General features: G+C 36.0%; 14 protein-coding genes and 1 pseudogene. 11 read left to right on the forward strand and 4 right to left on the reverse strand.

All coding sequences use genetic code 11. The annotated features are described in order from the left end of the window. Positions 1 to 86 precede the first annotated feature (86 nt). The 10 genes and pseudogenes from hypB to Dongsha4_RS18965 form a co-directional block, all read left to right on the forward strand. Positions 87 to 791 carry a hydrogenase nickel incorporation protein HypB gene (hypB, locus tag Dongsha4_RS01435; RefSeq protein ID WP_330204012.1) on the forward strand — a complete coding sequence of 235 codons (705 nt, stop codon included), beginning with the start codon at positions 87 to 89 and terminating at the stop codon, positions 789 to 791. Positions 792 to 828: 37 nt separating this feature from the next. Continuing rightward, positions 829 to 1,872, forward strand: a complete 1,044-nt coding sequence (locus Dongsha4_RS01440; RefSeq protein WP_330204013.1) for an ABC transporter substrate-binding protein — start codon at positions 829 to 831, stop codon at positions 1,870 to 1,872. A 354-nt stretch (positions 1,873 to 2,226) separates the two neighbouring features. Beyond that, entirely contained in the window at positions 2,227 to 3,042 is an 816-nt protein-coding gene (locus tag Dongsha4_RS01445; protein ID WP_190360912.1) for an ABC transporter permease, read from the forward strand. A 38-nt stretch (positions 3,043 to 3,080) separates the two neighbouring features. Further along, positions 3,081 to 3,854, forward strand: a complete 774-nt coding sequence (locus Dongsha4_RS01450; RefSeq protein WP_330204014.1) for an ABC transporter ATP-binding protein — start codon at positions 3,081 to 3,083, stop codon at positions 3,852 to 3,854. A 68-nt stretch (positions 3,855 to 3,922) separates the two neighbouring features. After that, on the forward strand, positions 3,923 to 5,551 hold the full coding sequence (locus tag Dongsha4_RS01455) for a sodium:proton antiporter (RefSeq protein ID WP_330204015.1): 1,629 nt from the start codon (positions 3,923 to 3,925) through the stop codon (positions 5,549 to 5,551). A 166-nt stretch (positions 5,552 to 5,717) separates the two neighbouring features. After that, the gene (locus tag Dongsha4_RS01460; protein WP_330204016.1) at positions 5,718 to 6,626 is read left to right on the forward strand and encodes an alpha/beta hydrolase; all 909 of its coding nucleotides are present in this window, start codon (positions 5,718 to 5,720) and stop codon (positions 6,624 to 6,626) included. A gap of 239 nt (positions 6,627 to 6,865) precedes the next feature. Next, positions 6,866 to 8,632, forward strand: a complete 1,767-nt coding sequence (locus tag Dongsha4_RS01465; RefSeq protein ID WP_330204017.1) for a hypothetical protein — start codon at positions 6,866 to 6,868, stop codon at positions 8,630 to 8,632. Between the two features lie 159 nt (positions 8,633 to 8,791). Continuing rightward, positions 8,792 to 9,022, forward strand: coding sequence for a hypothetical protein (locus tag Dongsha4_RS01470; RefSeq protein ID WP_330204018.1), 231 nt, complete (start codon positions 8,792 to 8,794; stop codon positions 9,020 to 9,022). Next, complete coding sequence (locus tag Dongsha4_RS01475; RefSeq protein ID WP_330204019.1) at positions 9,019 to 9,282, forward strand: hypothetical protein; 264 nt, start codon at positions 9,019 to 9,021, stop codon at positions 9,280 to 9,282. Before Dongsha4_RS01470 ends, Dongsha4_RS01475 begins: the two co-directional genes overlap by 4 nt. A gap of 62 nt (positions 9,283 to 9,344) precedes the next feature. Further along, positions 9,345 to 9,452, forward strand: a pseudogene (locus tag Dongsha4_RS18965) (IS982 family transposase); the annotation flags it as partial. Positions 9,453 to 9,464: 12 nt separating this feature from the next. Here Dongsha4_RS18965 and Dongsha4_RS01480 read toward each other — a convergent pair. Genes Dongsha4_RS01480 through uvrA form a run of 4 tightly spaced genes read right to left on the reverse strand, consistent with a single transcriptional unit; the run spans position 9,465 to position 12,975 of the window. Next, the gene (locus Dongsha4_RS01480; protein WP_330204020.1) at positions 9,465 to 9,824 is read right to left on the reverse strand and encodes a helix-turn-helix transcriptional regulator; all 360 of its coding nucleotides are present in this window, start codon (positions 9,822 to 9,824) and stop codon (positions 9,465 to 9,467) included. After that, entirely contained in the window at positions 9,821 to 9,913 is a 93-nt protein-coding gene (locus Dongsha4_RS18970) for a type II toxin-antitoxin system RelE family toxin (protein WP_425590785.1), read from the reverse strand. The genes Dongsha4_RS01480 and Dongsha4_RS18970 overlap by 4 nt, the downstream gene beginning before the upstream one ends. Before the next feature lie 26 nt (positions 9,914 to 9,939). Next, positions 9,940 to 10,077 (reverse strand): hypothetical protein, encoded by a 138-nt coding sequence (locus Dongsha4_RS01485; RefSeq protein WP_330204021.1) that lies wholly within the window; start codon positions 10,075 to 10,077, stop codon positions 9,940 to 9,942. A 9-nt stretch (positions 10,078 to 10,086) separates the two neighbouring features. Continuing rightward, positions 10,087 to 12,975 carry an excinuclease ABC subunit UvrA gene (gene uvrA, locus Dongsha4_RS01490; RefSeq protein ID WP_330204022.1) on the reverse strand — a complete coding sequence of 963 codons (2,889 nt, stop codon included), beginning with the start codon at positions 12,973 to 12,975 and terminating at the stop codon, positions 10,087 to 10,089. 380 nt (positions 12,976 to 13,355) lie between these two features. On the opposite strand from uvrA, the gene Dongsha4_RS01495 reads away from it, so the two are divergent. After that, the gene (locus Dongsha4_RS01495) at positions 13,356 to 14,672 is read left to right on the forward strand and encodes a TIGR03279 family radical SAM protein (protein ID WP_330204023.1); all 1,317 of its coding nucleotides are present in this window, start codon (positions 13,356 to 13,358) and stop codon (positions 14,670 to 14,672) included. Positions 14,673 to 14,769: the final 97 nt, after the last annotated feature.

The raw sequence follows: 14,769 nt of genomic DNA on the forward strand, positions 1-14,769 counted from the left end.
TTAGGGAGAAACTAATTAATTACCTTTGCCCATTGCCTTTTTAACTTTACTCTTTTGACTTTACATTTATTTTTAATTGTTTAACTATGCACCAAACATTTGATGCCGCTTTAGAAATTAATCTACTTCATGCCAACCAAGCAGGGGCAGATCATAACCGATCGCACTTTGATGAGTGGGGTATTACTTGTTTTAACCTCATGAGTAGCCCAGGGGCAGGTAAAACCGCTCTTTTAGAAAAAACTCTTGAACGCCTCCGATACGCTTTAAATATGGTTGTCATCGAAGGTGATATGACTACTGAGCTAGATGCAGATCGATTGCGGCAATATGGTGTCCCTGTCATTGCTATTAATACGGGGCGATCGTGTCATCTTGACTCCAAAATGGTATCGGGGGGTATTCACCAGTTAAAAGCCCAATATAACCCCTCAGATTTTGATTTGCTGTGGGTAGAAAATGTGGGTAACTTGGTATGTCCTGCGGAGTTTGAAGTGGGAGAACACGCAAAAGTAGCTTTGTTGAGCATTACTGAAGGGGAAGATAAACCCTTAAAATACCCCGTCATGTTCCAAGAAGCGGATTGCTTACTCATTACCAAGATGGATTTAGCCCCTCATTTGGACTTTGACTTAGATAAATTAATCAACAATGTTAGACAAATGAATCCTGATGTAACCATTATTCCCGTATCCAGTAAAACAGAAATGGGCTTGGATCAATGGTTTACTTGGGTCAAAAATCAAGTTTCTCTCATTCATCAACATCAACAACAATTAATCAGTGTTTAAGCAAATCTTGTCAATCCTTGTAATGGATTAAAGAATTATGAAACGAAAATCCTTTCTTTCTTACCTAGTAGTCTTTTTCGCCACTTTAACCCTTACCGTTGCTTGTAATAATCCTGCGTCCAATATCGACACTAACACCAGTGCAGGAGGAGGTACTAACGGTGAAACCCCTGTTGTCCGATTAGGCTTTAGTGCTTGGCCTGGTTGGTTTCCGTGGCAGGTTGCCAACGATCAAGGTATTTTTGAGCAGAATAATGTCAATGTGGACTTAAAATGGTTTGACGGTTATCTCGAATCTATTAATACTCTCATCGCTGAACAAATTGACGCTAATAGTCAAACTTTAGGAGATACCGTAAGTTCGATCGCAGGGGGTGCAGATCAAGTTATAGTCCTAGTTAATGATAACTCCACTGGTAACGATAAAATTATTGTCAGTGAAGAAATTAACACCATTCAGGACTTAAAAGGGAAAAAAGTAGCCGCCGAAGAAGGTACAGTGGATCATTTCCTCTTGCTCTTAGGGATGAAAGAAGCAGGTTTATCGCCTGAAGATATTGAATTTGTACCTCTTGAAACAGGTTCAGCCGCCGCCGCTTTTGTGGCAGGGCAGGTGGACGCAGTGGCAGTATTTGCTCCTTTTACAACCCAAGCCTTAACTCGCCCTAACAGTAAGGAGTTATTTAGCTCTAAAGACTTCCCCGGTTCAATTTCTGATCACCTTGTGTTTACTCGTAAGTTTGTGGAAGAAAACCCAGAACAAGTACAAGCAATGGTAGATTCATGGTTTGCGACTATGGATTATATTCAAGCTAATCCCGATCAAGCTAACGAAATTATGGCAAAACGGGCTGGAGTTTCTGTGGAGGAATACCAAGAATATGCAGGAGGCACAAAACTATTCACCATTGAGGAGAATTTAGAAGCCTTTACCCCCGGTGATACTATGAAATCTCTTTCTTACTCCGCCGAACAAATGAATAAGTTTTTAGTTGATGTGGGTTTAGCTAGTCAAGAAGCTGATTTAAGTAACATTTTCGACGATCACTTTGTCAAAGCCTACGCCGAGAAGAAGGGATAGGAGTTAGGAGTTAGGAGTTAGGAGTTCGGGGTTCTGAGTTTTTTGGTGATTTATCCCCCCTAGCCCCCCTTCAAAAGGGGGGGAATAAGTGAAAAATATCTTGAAAAGTCCCCCTTATTAAGGGGAATTTAGGGGGATTTAAAACTTTTTGAACAACTTCTGACACCTCTTAAACTAAGACGCATTTAACTTACATTTTTTCTTAATTCTTGAAAATAACTCAAACACCTACCTATTGCCCATTGCCTATTCCCCATTCCCCGCCTTAACCAGACAACTTAAATGCAAACTAGCTTAATTGTTAATTATTAATTCTTCATTTTTCATTATTTTCAAACCAAGTTAACCAAAGAGATGAATAAGTCAAAAGTAAATATCCTCAATGGTTTTTGGCGTTTATCTGAGGACATTCCCAAACCTCTCTATATTACCCTTACCATAAGTTCGATCGCGCTTCCTTTGTTTTTATGGTGGTTTATTACTACTGTTGGTAATATCGATCCTAAATTTCTACCTTCTCCTGCTAATGTTTTACAGGCTTTTGGAAGGCTTTGGAGTAGCGGTGAATTAATGCAAGATACGATCGCATCTTTATGGCGAGTGGGAGTTGGTTTTTTTCTTGCCGCTTTATTCGCCATTCCCATCGGCATTTTAATGGGTAGTTTTGCTAGTATTCGGGCTTTATTAGAACCTTTATTCGGTTTAATGCGTTATATGCCCGCACCAGCGTTTATTCCCCTCTTAATCCTTTACTTGGGTATCGGAGAAGAACCGAAAATCACTCTTATATTTATAGGTGTATTTTTCTTTAACGCTCTAATGGTTATGGATACTGTAAAATTTGTATCAAAAGATTTGATCGAATCGACGTATATTCTAGGGGGTAATAAGTGGCAAATTCTCACTCAGGTGATATTACCCCATTCTTTGCCCGGTATTCTCGATGCTTGTCGTATTAATTTAGCGGCGGCATGGCAGTTAGTAATTGTCTCGGAATTGATTGCTTCTACTGAAGGCTTGGGAAGGCGTATCAGTGTGGCAGGAAGATTTTTAAAAACTGATGAGATTTTTGTCGGTTTAATTGTGATTGGTATTATCGGTTTATCTTTAGATTTATTCTTTCAATATTTGCTAAGAGTTTCTTGTAAATGGTCTAGTCAAAAACGTTAATTTTAAAAGTTTTAACTATTATAAAAAGAGGTGATTTTATGTTTTTACAAATTAAAAATTTACACAAAAGTTTTGATACAGAAAATGGCAAATTATCTGTTTTAAAAGATATTAATATGACCATTAAAGAGGGTGAATTTATCTGTGCTGTAGGTGCTTCAGGCTCAGGGAAATCAACTTTACTGCGTCAAATTGCAGGACTAGATAAACCCTGTTTTGGAGAGATAAAAATAGATGGTCAACTTATTACTGCCCCTGGACCCGATCGAGGAATGGTATTTCAACATTATACTCTTTATCCTTGGTTAAATGTTCAAGAAAATACAGAATTTGGTTTGAAATTACAAGGAGTTCCGAAAAAAGAAAGAAAAGAAAAAGCTAGTTATTATCTCAGCGTTGTTGGCTTATCTAACTTTGCTAAATCTTTACCCAAACAACTCTCAGGAGGCATGAAACAAAGAGTTGCGATCGCACGTGCATTAACTTCAGAACCAAAAGTATTACTAATGGATGAACCTTTTGGCGCATTAGATATTCACACAAAAGAATCCATGCACGAATTTATCCTTGATTTATGGCAACGGACAAACTTAACCATCTTTATGATTACCCATGATGTGGAGGAAGCTGTATTTTTATCTAATCGTATCTATGCTTTAGGTTCACGCCCCGGTACAGTCAGAAAAGAGATTACTATTAATTTACCAGAACGGACTTCCCACATCAAGCGCCATAGTATTTTTCATGACTATCGAGATGAGTTAATGGAATTACTACGCTTACACGGCAAAGAAGCCCTTATGGCGGCTTAATCAAAATACTGAAGTTAAAATATGAGCGTGTCTAGTGGCTTTTATTTTCCAGTAATTTTTCGACCAACATGACTATTAATGTCTCATATTTATACAAATTTATTAACACTCCTCTCCCAAATTCTGTCAATTTATCTCAAGAAAACTTTACGGGATTAGTTAATGTTTTAATTTTTTTACTGCTTGTTGCCACAGGAGTTGCCTTAATTACACGATGGCTTCGTATCCCTTATGTGGTGGGTTTAGTTTTAGGTGGTTTAATCATTCCCAAAGAAATACTGCCTCAATCCGTTGGTTTAAATCCAGATGTTATTTTAAATTTATTTCTGCCCATACTTATTTTTCAGGCGGCAATTAATACCGATATTAGCCGTTTAAGAGGTACTATAAAACCTATTTCCCTACTAGCAGGACCAGGGGTGCTTGTATCTGCAATAATTACGGCTATGTTGTTAAAATGGTCATTAGGTTTAGTTTTTATCACTGCCTCGGCGGTTGCTGTTATTCTCACCATTACTGATACTGTTTCGGTGATTGCGGCTTTTCGTAGTGTTTCTGTCCCTAGTCGTCTTGCCACCATTGTTGAAGGGGAAAGTTTATTCAATGATGCGATCGCACTTGTCTTATTAAATATAATTGCTCAAATTCATCTTCAGGGAAGTTTTTCTGTGACTGATGGCATAGAACAATTTTTAATTGCTTTTGTGGGGGGAAGTATTCTAGGTTTAGGTTTAGGGTATCTTTGTGTGGGTTTATTTCGACAGTTAGATGATGCTTTAAGTAACAATCTACTTACCGTAGCTATTTCTCTGGGTACTTTTCAAATCGGTCAATTACTAGAAGTTTCAAGTGCGATCGCAGTTGTGATTGCTGGTTTAGTTATTGGAAATATCGGTTTCCGCAAAACCTCAGCCTCGATTAAAGTAACCCTTCTCAATTTTTGGGAATATGCAGGATTTGGGGTAAATACCTTTATCTTTTTATTTGTCGGAATAGAAGTTAATCCTAGTGTTTTAGTGAAAACTATTCCTTTAGCCCTTTTAGTGGTGATAATTTATCAAATTGGGCGTATTTTCTCTATCTATCCTTTTTCATATTTACTTCGATTTTTTGATCGCCCCTTACCCTTAAAATGGCAACACGTTTTAATTTTTGGCAACGTAAAAGGGTCATTATCAATGGCATTAGCCTTAAGTTTACCATCAACTTTACCCGGACGAGACGAAGTAGTTACCCTTGTTTTTAGTACAGTGTTTGTCTCTCTCATCGGACAAGGCTTAAGTTTATCATGGCTAGTAAAGAGATTAAAACTATCTAAACCCTCCCCTACCCTCAAACAAATAGAATCATTACAACTAAACCTTATCGCCTCAAAAGCCGCCCAAGAAGAATTGAAAAATCTTCTCACTTCAGGTAGTTTACCAAAATTTCTCTATGAAGAATTATTTGCCGCCTATCAAGCCAGAATTGCAACCTCTGAACAAGAATTAAGGGAAATTTATAATCAGAAAATTGGTTATCAAGGAAATAGTATCAAGGAAAAAGCCTATTTAGACAATCTCTATCGTCGTTTATTTTTAGCAGAAAAAGGAGCTATTAATGACGCAATTTTTAAGGGATTACTTCCCGATGACGTTGCCTCTCCATATTTGCAAAGACTAGATGAAAAACTACTATCAGTAAACGATGAAGGATAAATTTTATTAAGCAGAGAGGGAAAATTAGTAATCTTGGCTCTTACAAAGTATGGCAAATTAAGTGAGACTACTTAATCAAAGTTTTGATTTTTGCCTAATCAAATGCAAGATCTGAGTTTAATAGAGCTAAAATGAAGAAAAATCCTCTAAAAAATATAGTCAAAACATGGAAAAAATTAATATTCATGGAATTAATCATCATTACCAATTTATTAAAACTCAAGAAGATTTAACTAAACCAGTATTAGTATTCATTCATGGGTGGTTATTAAGTCATCATTACTGGCTACCATTAATTGAACAAATAAAACACGAATATTCCTGTTTAACTTATGATTTAAAGGGATTTGGATCATCTCAATGGGATGATAACACGTCCTTAAAAAATAGTGAGTTTGATTTATCGGGTTATGCTCAAGATTTAAAGATTTTATTACAAGAATTAGCCATTGAAAAAGCGTGGTTGGTGGGGCATTCTTTAGGAGGTAGTGTTGCCCTATGGACTGCGGATATATGTAGAGATAAAGTTACAGGAGTGTTTTGTGTTAATGCAGGAGGAGGTATTTATTTACAAGAAGAATTTGAGCGTTTTCGCAAAGCAGGGGAGAATTTAGTTAAATTTCGTCCTTCTTGGTTTGTCAATGTGCCTTTTTTTGATTATATATTTTCCCGTATGATGGTGAAACGTCCTTTAGGCAGACAATGGGGAAAGCAAAGATTAAAAGATTTTCTCAGTGCCAATGAACAAGCTGCGATCGCATCTTTATTAGAATCCACAACAGAAGAACAAGTACACTACTTACCCCAAATAGTATCCCGTTTATCTCAACCAGTGTATTTCATCGCAGGAAAACAAGATAAAGTAATGGAAGTGCAATATGTAAAGCATCTAGCCAGTTTTCATCAACTATTTCAACAAAATCAAAAAAATGTTTATGAGATAGATAACTGTGGACACTTTGCCATGTTAGAACATACACAACAAGTAAAAGATTATATTTTAGAGATAATGATTCAACACAGTAGCCAAAATGATATTCTCCCAGAATTTACTCCCTCACAAGGGCAAAGTTAAAGGGGTAAAAGTGTTTAATTAACACTAACCCCAACACCTTCAACCTGAAACCCCTTTCATAACTCCTAACTCATTACTTGTTTCTCCCTAATTGTTGAATACCCCAACTCACCAATATTCCAATGGACGAAATCAGGTTATCATGTTTTGATAAAACCAATATGAGACAAAAGACTTTTTTCCAAATAGTCATCAATTATTATAATTAAGCCATTATTTTAAAGAATTTGATAATTACTATGAAAATAAAAAATATTGCCCTATATAACTGTTTAACTCTAATTATAAGTAGTTTGTATATTCCTGTAAATGCGGGGGAAATGGAAGAATCAATCATAATCAAAAACCCGACTACTGCAAACAGTTTACAAGATAATCAAAATGCACAGTTACTTCTATCAGATTCAGAATCATACTCAGAAACCGCACAAACTCAGGACATCTTAGATGAAAATAATACCACCATTGAATATACCCTAACCCCTTTACAACTTACTCCTTTTGATCCCATGACGGTAGAAACCGCTAATACTCTACCTCAAGGGGCTTTTTATACCACTTATGGAGCGAATATTTTTAGTACAGGTTCAGAAGGTGCGGGAACTGGTTTACAGGTTTATAATGGCTCTATTGACTATGGAATTAATAAAGATTTACAAATAGGACTAGCTTTATCTTTCTTTGATGATACTTTAAGTACCCGTTTTAACGGTCAAAGAACGGATTTAGGTTTTTTCTCCCTTGCCCCTCGAATCAAGTATAAATTTATTGATAAAGATAATTATGATGTTGCCGTAATTGGTTCTCTGGAATGGTTAAAAGTAACTTCAGAAAATGGCTTATTTAACGGAGGCGATCGCTCTTCCCAAGATAACACTCTCGCAGGAACAATTCAAGTACCTTTTACATATAGCTTCGACGATGTTTATCAATGGCACGTTGTCGGAGGATTAAGCATTTTCCCCGATACTGTCAACAATGGCGGAGACTTTTACGGTACATTTTTCAATATCGGTACAGGCATAAGTTTTAAATTTGCCGAACAATTTGGCTTCTTTGCTGATGTCAATATACCCTTAGGCCCCGGTGGCAACAGCGTCAACACCAGAGGAGATATTGGTAAAAGCGTAGTTTGGAGTGCAGGATTAAACTATTTACATAGCCCTGCAGTAGGAGTAGATTTATCCATCACCAATAGATTAGGAAGCACCCCTGCCACTCGCCTATTAGCCTTTCCCCCCGATGGTGGCAATGTAGGAGTTGGGCTAAATGTGCGCTATACCCCCGACATTTTCGCCAATTATGCCCCCAGTTTTGGAGATACACCAATGACACCCCTAACCAGTCGAGATAAACAATTACTCTTTGACGGCTTTATCTTAACAACCCCGAATACTATTCGTCAGGGTGCTTTCTCCCTAGACACAGGACTATCTCCCAACTATAATTTCCAAGTGGGTTATGGTTTAAGCAACAATGCTCAACTAGAATTTACAGGACAACAATTAGCAGATAATGATGAACCCATCGGTAACTCCTTCAAATTAGGAGCGGCTACCAAATTAAATTTCTTAAATCAGGCTAACGGAGACCCCTTTTCTTTTGGTATTAGAGGAGCATTCGATGAATCATCTGATGCTGGTGATGGAGTTGGTGCATTTTCCGCAGAAGCGGCTTTCACCTATTCCGCCAACGACAAAATAGCCCTTTTCTTCAATCCCAAAGCAGGATTATTTGGAGATAATCGTATTTTAGGCGCTGGTTTGGGTGTCAATTTTCAACCTTTCCCCGGTTTACAATTCATTGGTGAAGTTACTCCCATGGTAAGTAATGATCCCACAGTTTGGGCGGCAGGGGCTCGTTATATGCCTCCAAAAACTAATTTTGGTATTGGGGTTTATGGTAGTAATGCCGCAGGAAGTACGAACATCAGTAATGTTATTCGCCAAAAGGATAATAATGTCAGTGTTGGCTTTAATGTTATGTGGTTATTAGGAAATAATTAGTGGTTACTAAAAAATTGTATTCATAGGTGTTAGGTTGTGGGTATTGAACAATGTTCAATCCTTACTGTGTTAGGTTAAGTGTATAGTCATAGTAAATATTATTTATAAATTGATAATATAAAAACAAGGGTTTTTCCTTATTAGCTATTAATTAATGATATGTCATCAGAAAATATTGCAACCATTACCAAAATCATGGAATCCTTACCTGATTCAACCCAAGAGCAAGTAATTGAATATTTACGAGAATATCTAGCTACTTTACAAGAAGAAAAAGAATGGGATTGTTTAGTGAACAAAAACCAAAATAAATTAATAGATTTTGCAAGGAAAGCCAAACAAGAAATGTCGGAAGGAAAAGCTCAATTGATGGATTATGAGCAGTTATGAAATCATTTACTCTGCCATCTTTTTGGAATTGTTACAAAACTCTTGATTTAAAGATTAGACAACAAGCAAGAAAAAGCTATTTTTTATGGAAAGAGAATCCTTTTCACCCTTCTTTGCATTTTAAATGTATTAATAGTCGAGAAAATATTTGGTCTGTTAGAATTACTAAAAATTATCGTGCATTAGGTATTTTTGAAAATAATAGTGTAACTTGGTTTTGGATTGGTAGCCACGATGATTATGAGAGATTTTTTTCTTAAAAAGTTATTAACAGCAATATTTTTTTATCTACTATGGACACGAATGCAAAATTATAGTCGTTTCAAATAGAAATTTTTGTACTAATCTTCTCTGTGGATTAATTGCCTACTGTCATACATTTAAGAAGCATTCTCTCCATTTAGAATGGCTTTTACTTCAATCTGCTTAACCCAAACTCGGGTTAAGTAATCATATCTAAATCTATCTTTAAATTTTCAGCTATTTTTTCTAAATTTTTTTGACTGGCAATATAAATATTATTCTCAATTTTTTCTAATTCTTGAACATCAATTTTGGTTTTTTTTGATAATTCTATAATGCTTATACCTCGATATTGACGATAAACTTTAATGGGATTTTCTCCCTTTAAACATATACTATCAACTACCTCAAAGGGGAAAGTTTCTTCTGATTTATTTTTAGCAGTGTCATAGGCTTTTATATCAGCTAACATTTCTGCATCTTCTATTAATTTTTGGTAAAAATCATAGGGAATAACCGCATAATCTTTGCCATTTTTGTTAATAATTTCAGTTGTCATTTATAAATACCTCTTCTGGTATCAATCTCTAAAACTAAAATAACAATTCTATCATTGTTTATCTCATAAATAATTCGCCAATCCCCTATTCTTAATCTATATCCTTCTCTACCAACTAGCTTTTTAGGTTATGATTCTCTCTATAGGGATTTTGGGCTATTTCTGTTAATTTATTTTGAATACGTTTAACTAAATTTTTAGGAATTTTATTTAGTTTTTTAATTGCTGTTTTACTATATTCAATTTTATACATTCTCTTATTTTACAATAATTTTTTAAGATATTTTGCGAGGTAGGATTTTTTCGATTTTGCAATATCTTCTGGTGTACCAATGGCGACAATTTCTCCTCCTTTATCTCCTCCTTCCAAGCCTAAATCAATAATCCAATCCGCGCATTTAATGACATCTAAATTATGCTCAATGACGATGATAGAATTGCCTTTATCTGCTAATTTTTGCAAAACATTTAATAAGTGGTGAACATCATAAAATGATAAACCTGTAGTCGGCTCATCGATCAAATAAATGGTTTTACCTGTGGCGCGGCGAGATAATTCCGTTGCCAATTTTACCCGTTGGGCTTCCCCCCCTGATAAAGTGGGTGCAGATTGCCCTAATTTGACATAAGTTAAGCCTACATCCACAAGGGTTTGTAAACGATTTACCGCACGGGGAATATTCTCAAATACTTTTAAGGCTTCTTCTACGGTCATATTTAACACATCTGCGATCGAATTTCCTTTATACTTAACTTGGAGAGTTTCACGGTTATATCTTGCCCCTTTACACACATCACATTGTACATAGACATCGGGTAAGAAATTCATGGAGATAATATTAACCCCTTGCCCACTACAGGCTTCACATCTTCCTCCCTTAACATTAAAAGAGAATCTTCCAGCTTTATATCCCCTTGCTTTGGCTTCAATGGTTTGAGCAAATAATTCCCTAATCACATCAAAAACCCCTGTATAGGTAGCAGGATTCGATCGAGGTGTGCGCCCAATGGGGGATTGATCAATTACAATGACTTTATCTACCGCTTCGATACCTTCGAGAGAGTCTAGCTGTTTGGGAAAAGGCACATTACGGTTAAGATGGTGTTGGAGAGAGGGATAGAGTAACTCGTTAATAAGGGTGGATTTTCCGCTACCAGATACCCCCGTGACACAGACAAATTTCCCTAAAGGTATCTCTACATCGATATTTTTTAAGTTGTTGCGATGACAGTTTTTCAATATGAGAGATTTACCGTTACCTTCTCTACGACTGGGAGGAATTTCAATCTTTCTTCTCCCTGATAAATACGCCCCTGTTAAGGATTCTTTACTGTTAAGTAGTTGTTTTAAATTGCCTTGACAGACAACATCCCCTCCGTGAATACCTGCCTTTGGCCCAATATCGACAATGTGGTCAGCACTCTTGATGGTATCCTCATCATGTTCTACAATTATAAGGGTATTCTGGAGATCTCGTAATTTTTTCAGGGTAGCTAAGAGGCGATCATTATCTCGTTGATGTAAACCGATACTAGGTTCATCTAAAACATATAATACTCCCGTTAAACCTGAACCGATTTGAGTGGCTAAACGGATGCGTTGCGCTTCTCCTCCTGATAAAGTCATGGCAGTGCGATCGAGACTTAGGTAATTCAAACCTACGTCAAGAAGAAATTTTAAGCGGTCTTTGATTTCTCTAAGGGCTAATTCACCGATTTGAGCTTGTTTGGGGGTAAGTTGAATTTTGTCGATGCGTTGTAGGGCTTCGGCGATGGAAACACTGGTTAAATCAAAGATGGAATATTGTCCTAATTTAACGGCAAGGGCTTCAGGTTTAAGTCTTTTACCGTGACACACTTCACAGGTTTGATACTCTAAATACTGCTCTAATTTTTGTTTAATTAAATCTGAGTTAGTTTCCTGATAGGTTTTTTCGAGCATGGGAATAACTCCCCGATAGTAGCCATATTGTACCTGTAAAATTTCTTGATCACCATAGAGAATTATATGCTGTTGCTTTTCAGTTAAACTTGACCAAGATTGAGTCAGTTTAAACTTATATTCCTTCGCTACATATTCCAATAGAGACGCATAATAGGGATTATCTTTTTCTGCCCAGGGTGCAATGGCATCTTTGACAGGAGCATTGGGATCTGGTATTACTAAATCAGGAGAAAACTGCCTTAAACTGCCTAAACCGTGACAATGACTACAAGCACCATAGGGAGAATTAAAAGAAAAAAGACGGGGAGACAACTCCTCCATTACCGCTCCATGAGTGGGACAAGCAAAGTTTTCTGAAAAAACAATCTCATCGGGAAATTCCTCTCTTATTAAGTCACCCTCTGAAAACTCCCCCCTTATTAAGGGGGGCTGGGGAGGATCATTTTCTGCTATATTGAAATTATTAATGATATACTGGGTCTTTCCCTTGTCTAAAATCTCGACTATAGCAATTCCTTCCGCTAACTTCAAACAGGTAGAAAGAGAATCAGCGAGTCTTTCTTGAATATTAGCCTTAACGACGAGGCGATCGACCAAAACACTGATATTATGCTTTAATTGGGGCTTTAATTCGATATTATCTCCTAATTCCCTAATTTCTCCGTTAATTTTCACCCTAACAAAACCTTGAGAGCGTAAACTAGATAATAGTTGATGATGATTGCCTTTCTTTCCTCTGACAACAGGGGCTAATAGATGTACCTTTGTCTTCTCAGGTAAGCTCAAGATGCGATCGCACATTTGGTCAATGGTTTCAGGGGCGATAGAATGACCACAATGAGGGCAATGAGGTACTCCTGCCCTACCATAGAGTAACCGTAGATAGTCATAAATTTCTGTAACGGTGCCTACCGTTGAGCGGGGATTATGGGAAGTGGATTTTTGATCAATAGAAATAGCGGGGGATAAGCCTTCAATACTATCCACATCGGGTTTATCTAGTTGTCCTAAAAATTGACGGGCATAGGCACTGAGTGACTCAACATATCTGCGTTGTCCTTCTGCAAAAATGGTGTCAAAAGCTAGGGATGATTTGCCACTGCCAGACACTCCAGTAAATACGATTAACTTATTGCGGGGTAATTCTAAATCAATATTTTTAAGATTATGTTGCCTTGCACCACGAATAACTATTGTTGAGGACATTTGACCCTTTTTTTTTTTTGCATTATAATTTATAATTAAAGTTAATTACTAATTGCTAATTGCTTGGGGCATAATCCTATTATGCCCCTGTTTTATTATGTATATTCTACATAGTTAGATAGTCTTTACCCATAAGAAGCAAATAGAGATAAATATGTAACCATGAGCATTATTTCTGAGCAGTAAAACTGAAAATTTACTCTGTTGAAAATATGATAATTAAAATTTTATCCCTCACTTAATTTAGCATAACCCTTCAAAACTAACAATAAATCCTTACTAGCTCAATACCCTATACAGTAATATTTGTTTGAGCAAAAGAGATAATTTAAAGATAAAATATTATCAGTACAGCTTTTTTATCTACAGAATTAAAGGGAATGAAACCAGCATCTATCAGTCATATAATACCAGATTCGATCGCATCTGAAATTGGTTTTGAAATAGGAGATAAAATAGTTAGTATTAATGGTATAAAACCTAGAGATTTAATTGATTATCAGTTTTTGTGTGCCGATGAATATTTAGAAATAGAAGTGGAGGATAAATGGGGAAAAAATCATCTTATTGAGATAGAAAAAGACTATGATGAAGACTTGGGATTAGAGTTTGAAACAGCCCTTTTTGATGGTTTAATTCAATGTAATAATAAATGTCCTTTTTGTTTTATTGATCAACAACCCCCCGGCAAAAGAGAAACTCTTTATCTCAAAGATGATGATTATCGCCTTAGTTTTCTTTATGGCAGTTATTTGACATTAACTAATTTAACTACTAAAGAATGGTTGAGAATTGAGCAAATGCGCTTATCCCCTCTTTATGTATCTGTTCATGCTACTGAGCCAGAAATTCGGAGTCATTTATTAAAAAATCAACGAGCAGGAGAAATTAGGAAACAATTGGCTTGGTTTGAAGAAAAAAGATTGCAAATTCACGCTCAAGTAGTAGTTTGTCCTAATATTAATGATGGTGAACATTTAACCACAACATTACAGGATTTATTTTCCTTCCATAATGGAGATATTCCTGCGGTAATTAGTGCGGCAATTGTGCCTGTTGGTTTAACCAAATTTCGTCCTGATAAAGATGAATTAATCCCTGTTAGTAGGGAAAAAGCAAGAGAAGTAATTAAACAAGTGCAACAACTACAAGAGGAATTTAGAAAAAAATCAGGTTCAACTTTTGCATGGTTAGCCGATGAATGGTTTTTAATTGCCCAAGAGGAATTACCACCAGAATCTCATTATGAAGATTATCCTCAAATTGGCAACGGTGTAGGTTCAATTCGTCAATTTATTAAAGAATTTGGAATGATTGCTGAGGCTAAATTACCTAGTAAAATTAATCAAAAAAAAGAGTTTATTTGGATAGTAGGCAATGCAGTAGAAACAGCTTTTCAACCTTTAGTAAAAAAACTTAATCAAGTAGAAAATTTAACAGTGGAATTAAGAGCTTTTAATAGTATTTATTGGGGACAAGAAATTACAGTAACAGGTCTTTTAACAGGTCAAGATTTACTATATCATTTAGAAAAAGAAAGCATAAATAAACCGATTCTTTTACCTTCTTTAATGCTGAAGCATGATGAAAAAAAATTCTTGGATGATATGACGATTGAAGAATTAGAACAAAAATTGACAACAAAAATTTATACTGTTAAAGATATTAATCAATTAATAGACATTGCTATTAGTTAGTTTAGATAGGCAACAAATGATTTTTAAATAATAAAAGACCAAATTTTATGGTTATTTCAATTAACTTTGAGACACTTTTAAAAACTGGCTCTATTAC

Source organism: Cyanobacterium sp. Dongsha4 (assembly GCF_036345015.1).
Taxonomy (GTDB): Bacteria; Cyanobacteriota; Cyanobacteriia; order Cyanobacteriales; family Cyanobacteriaceae; genus PCC-10605.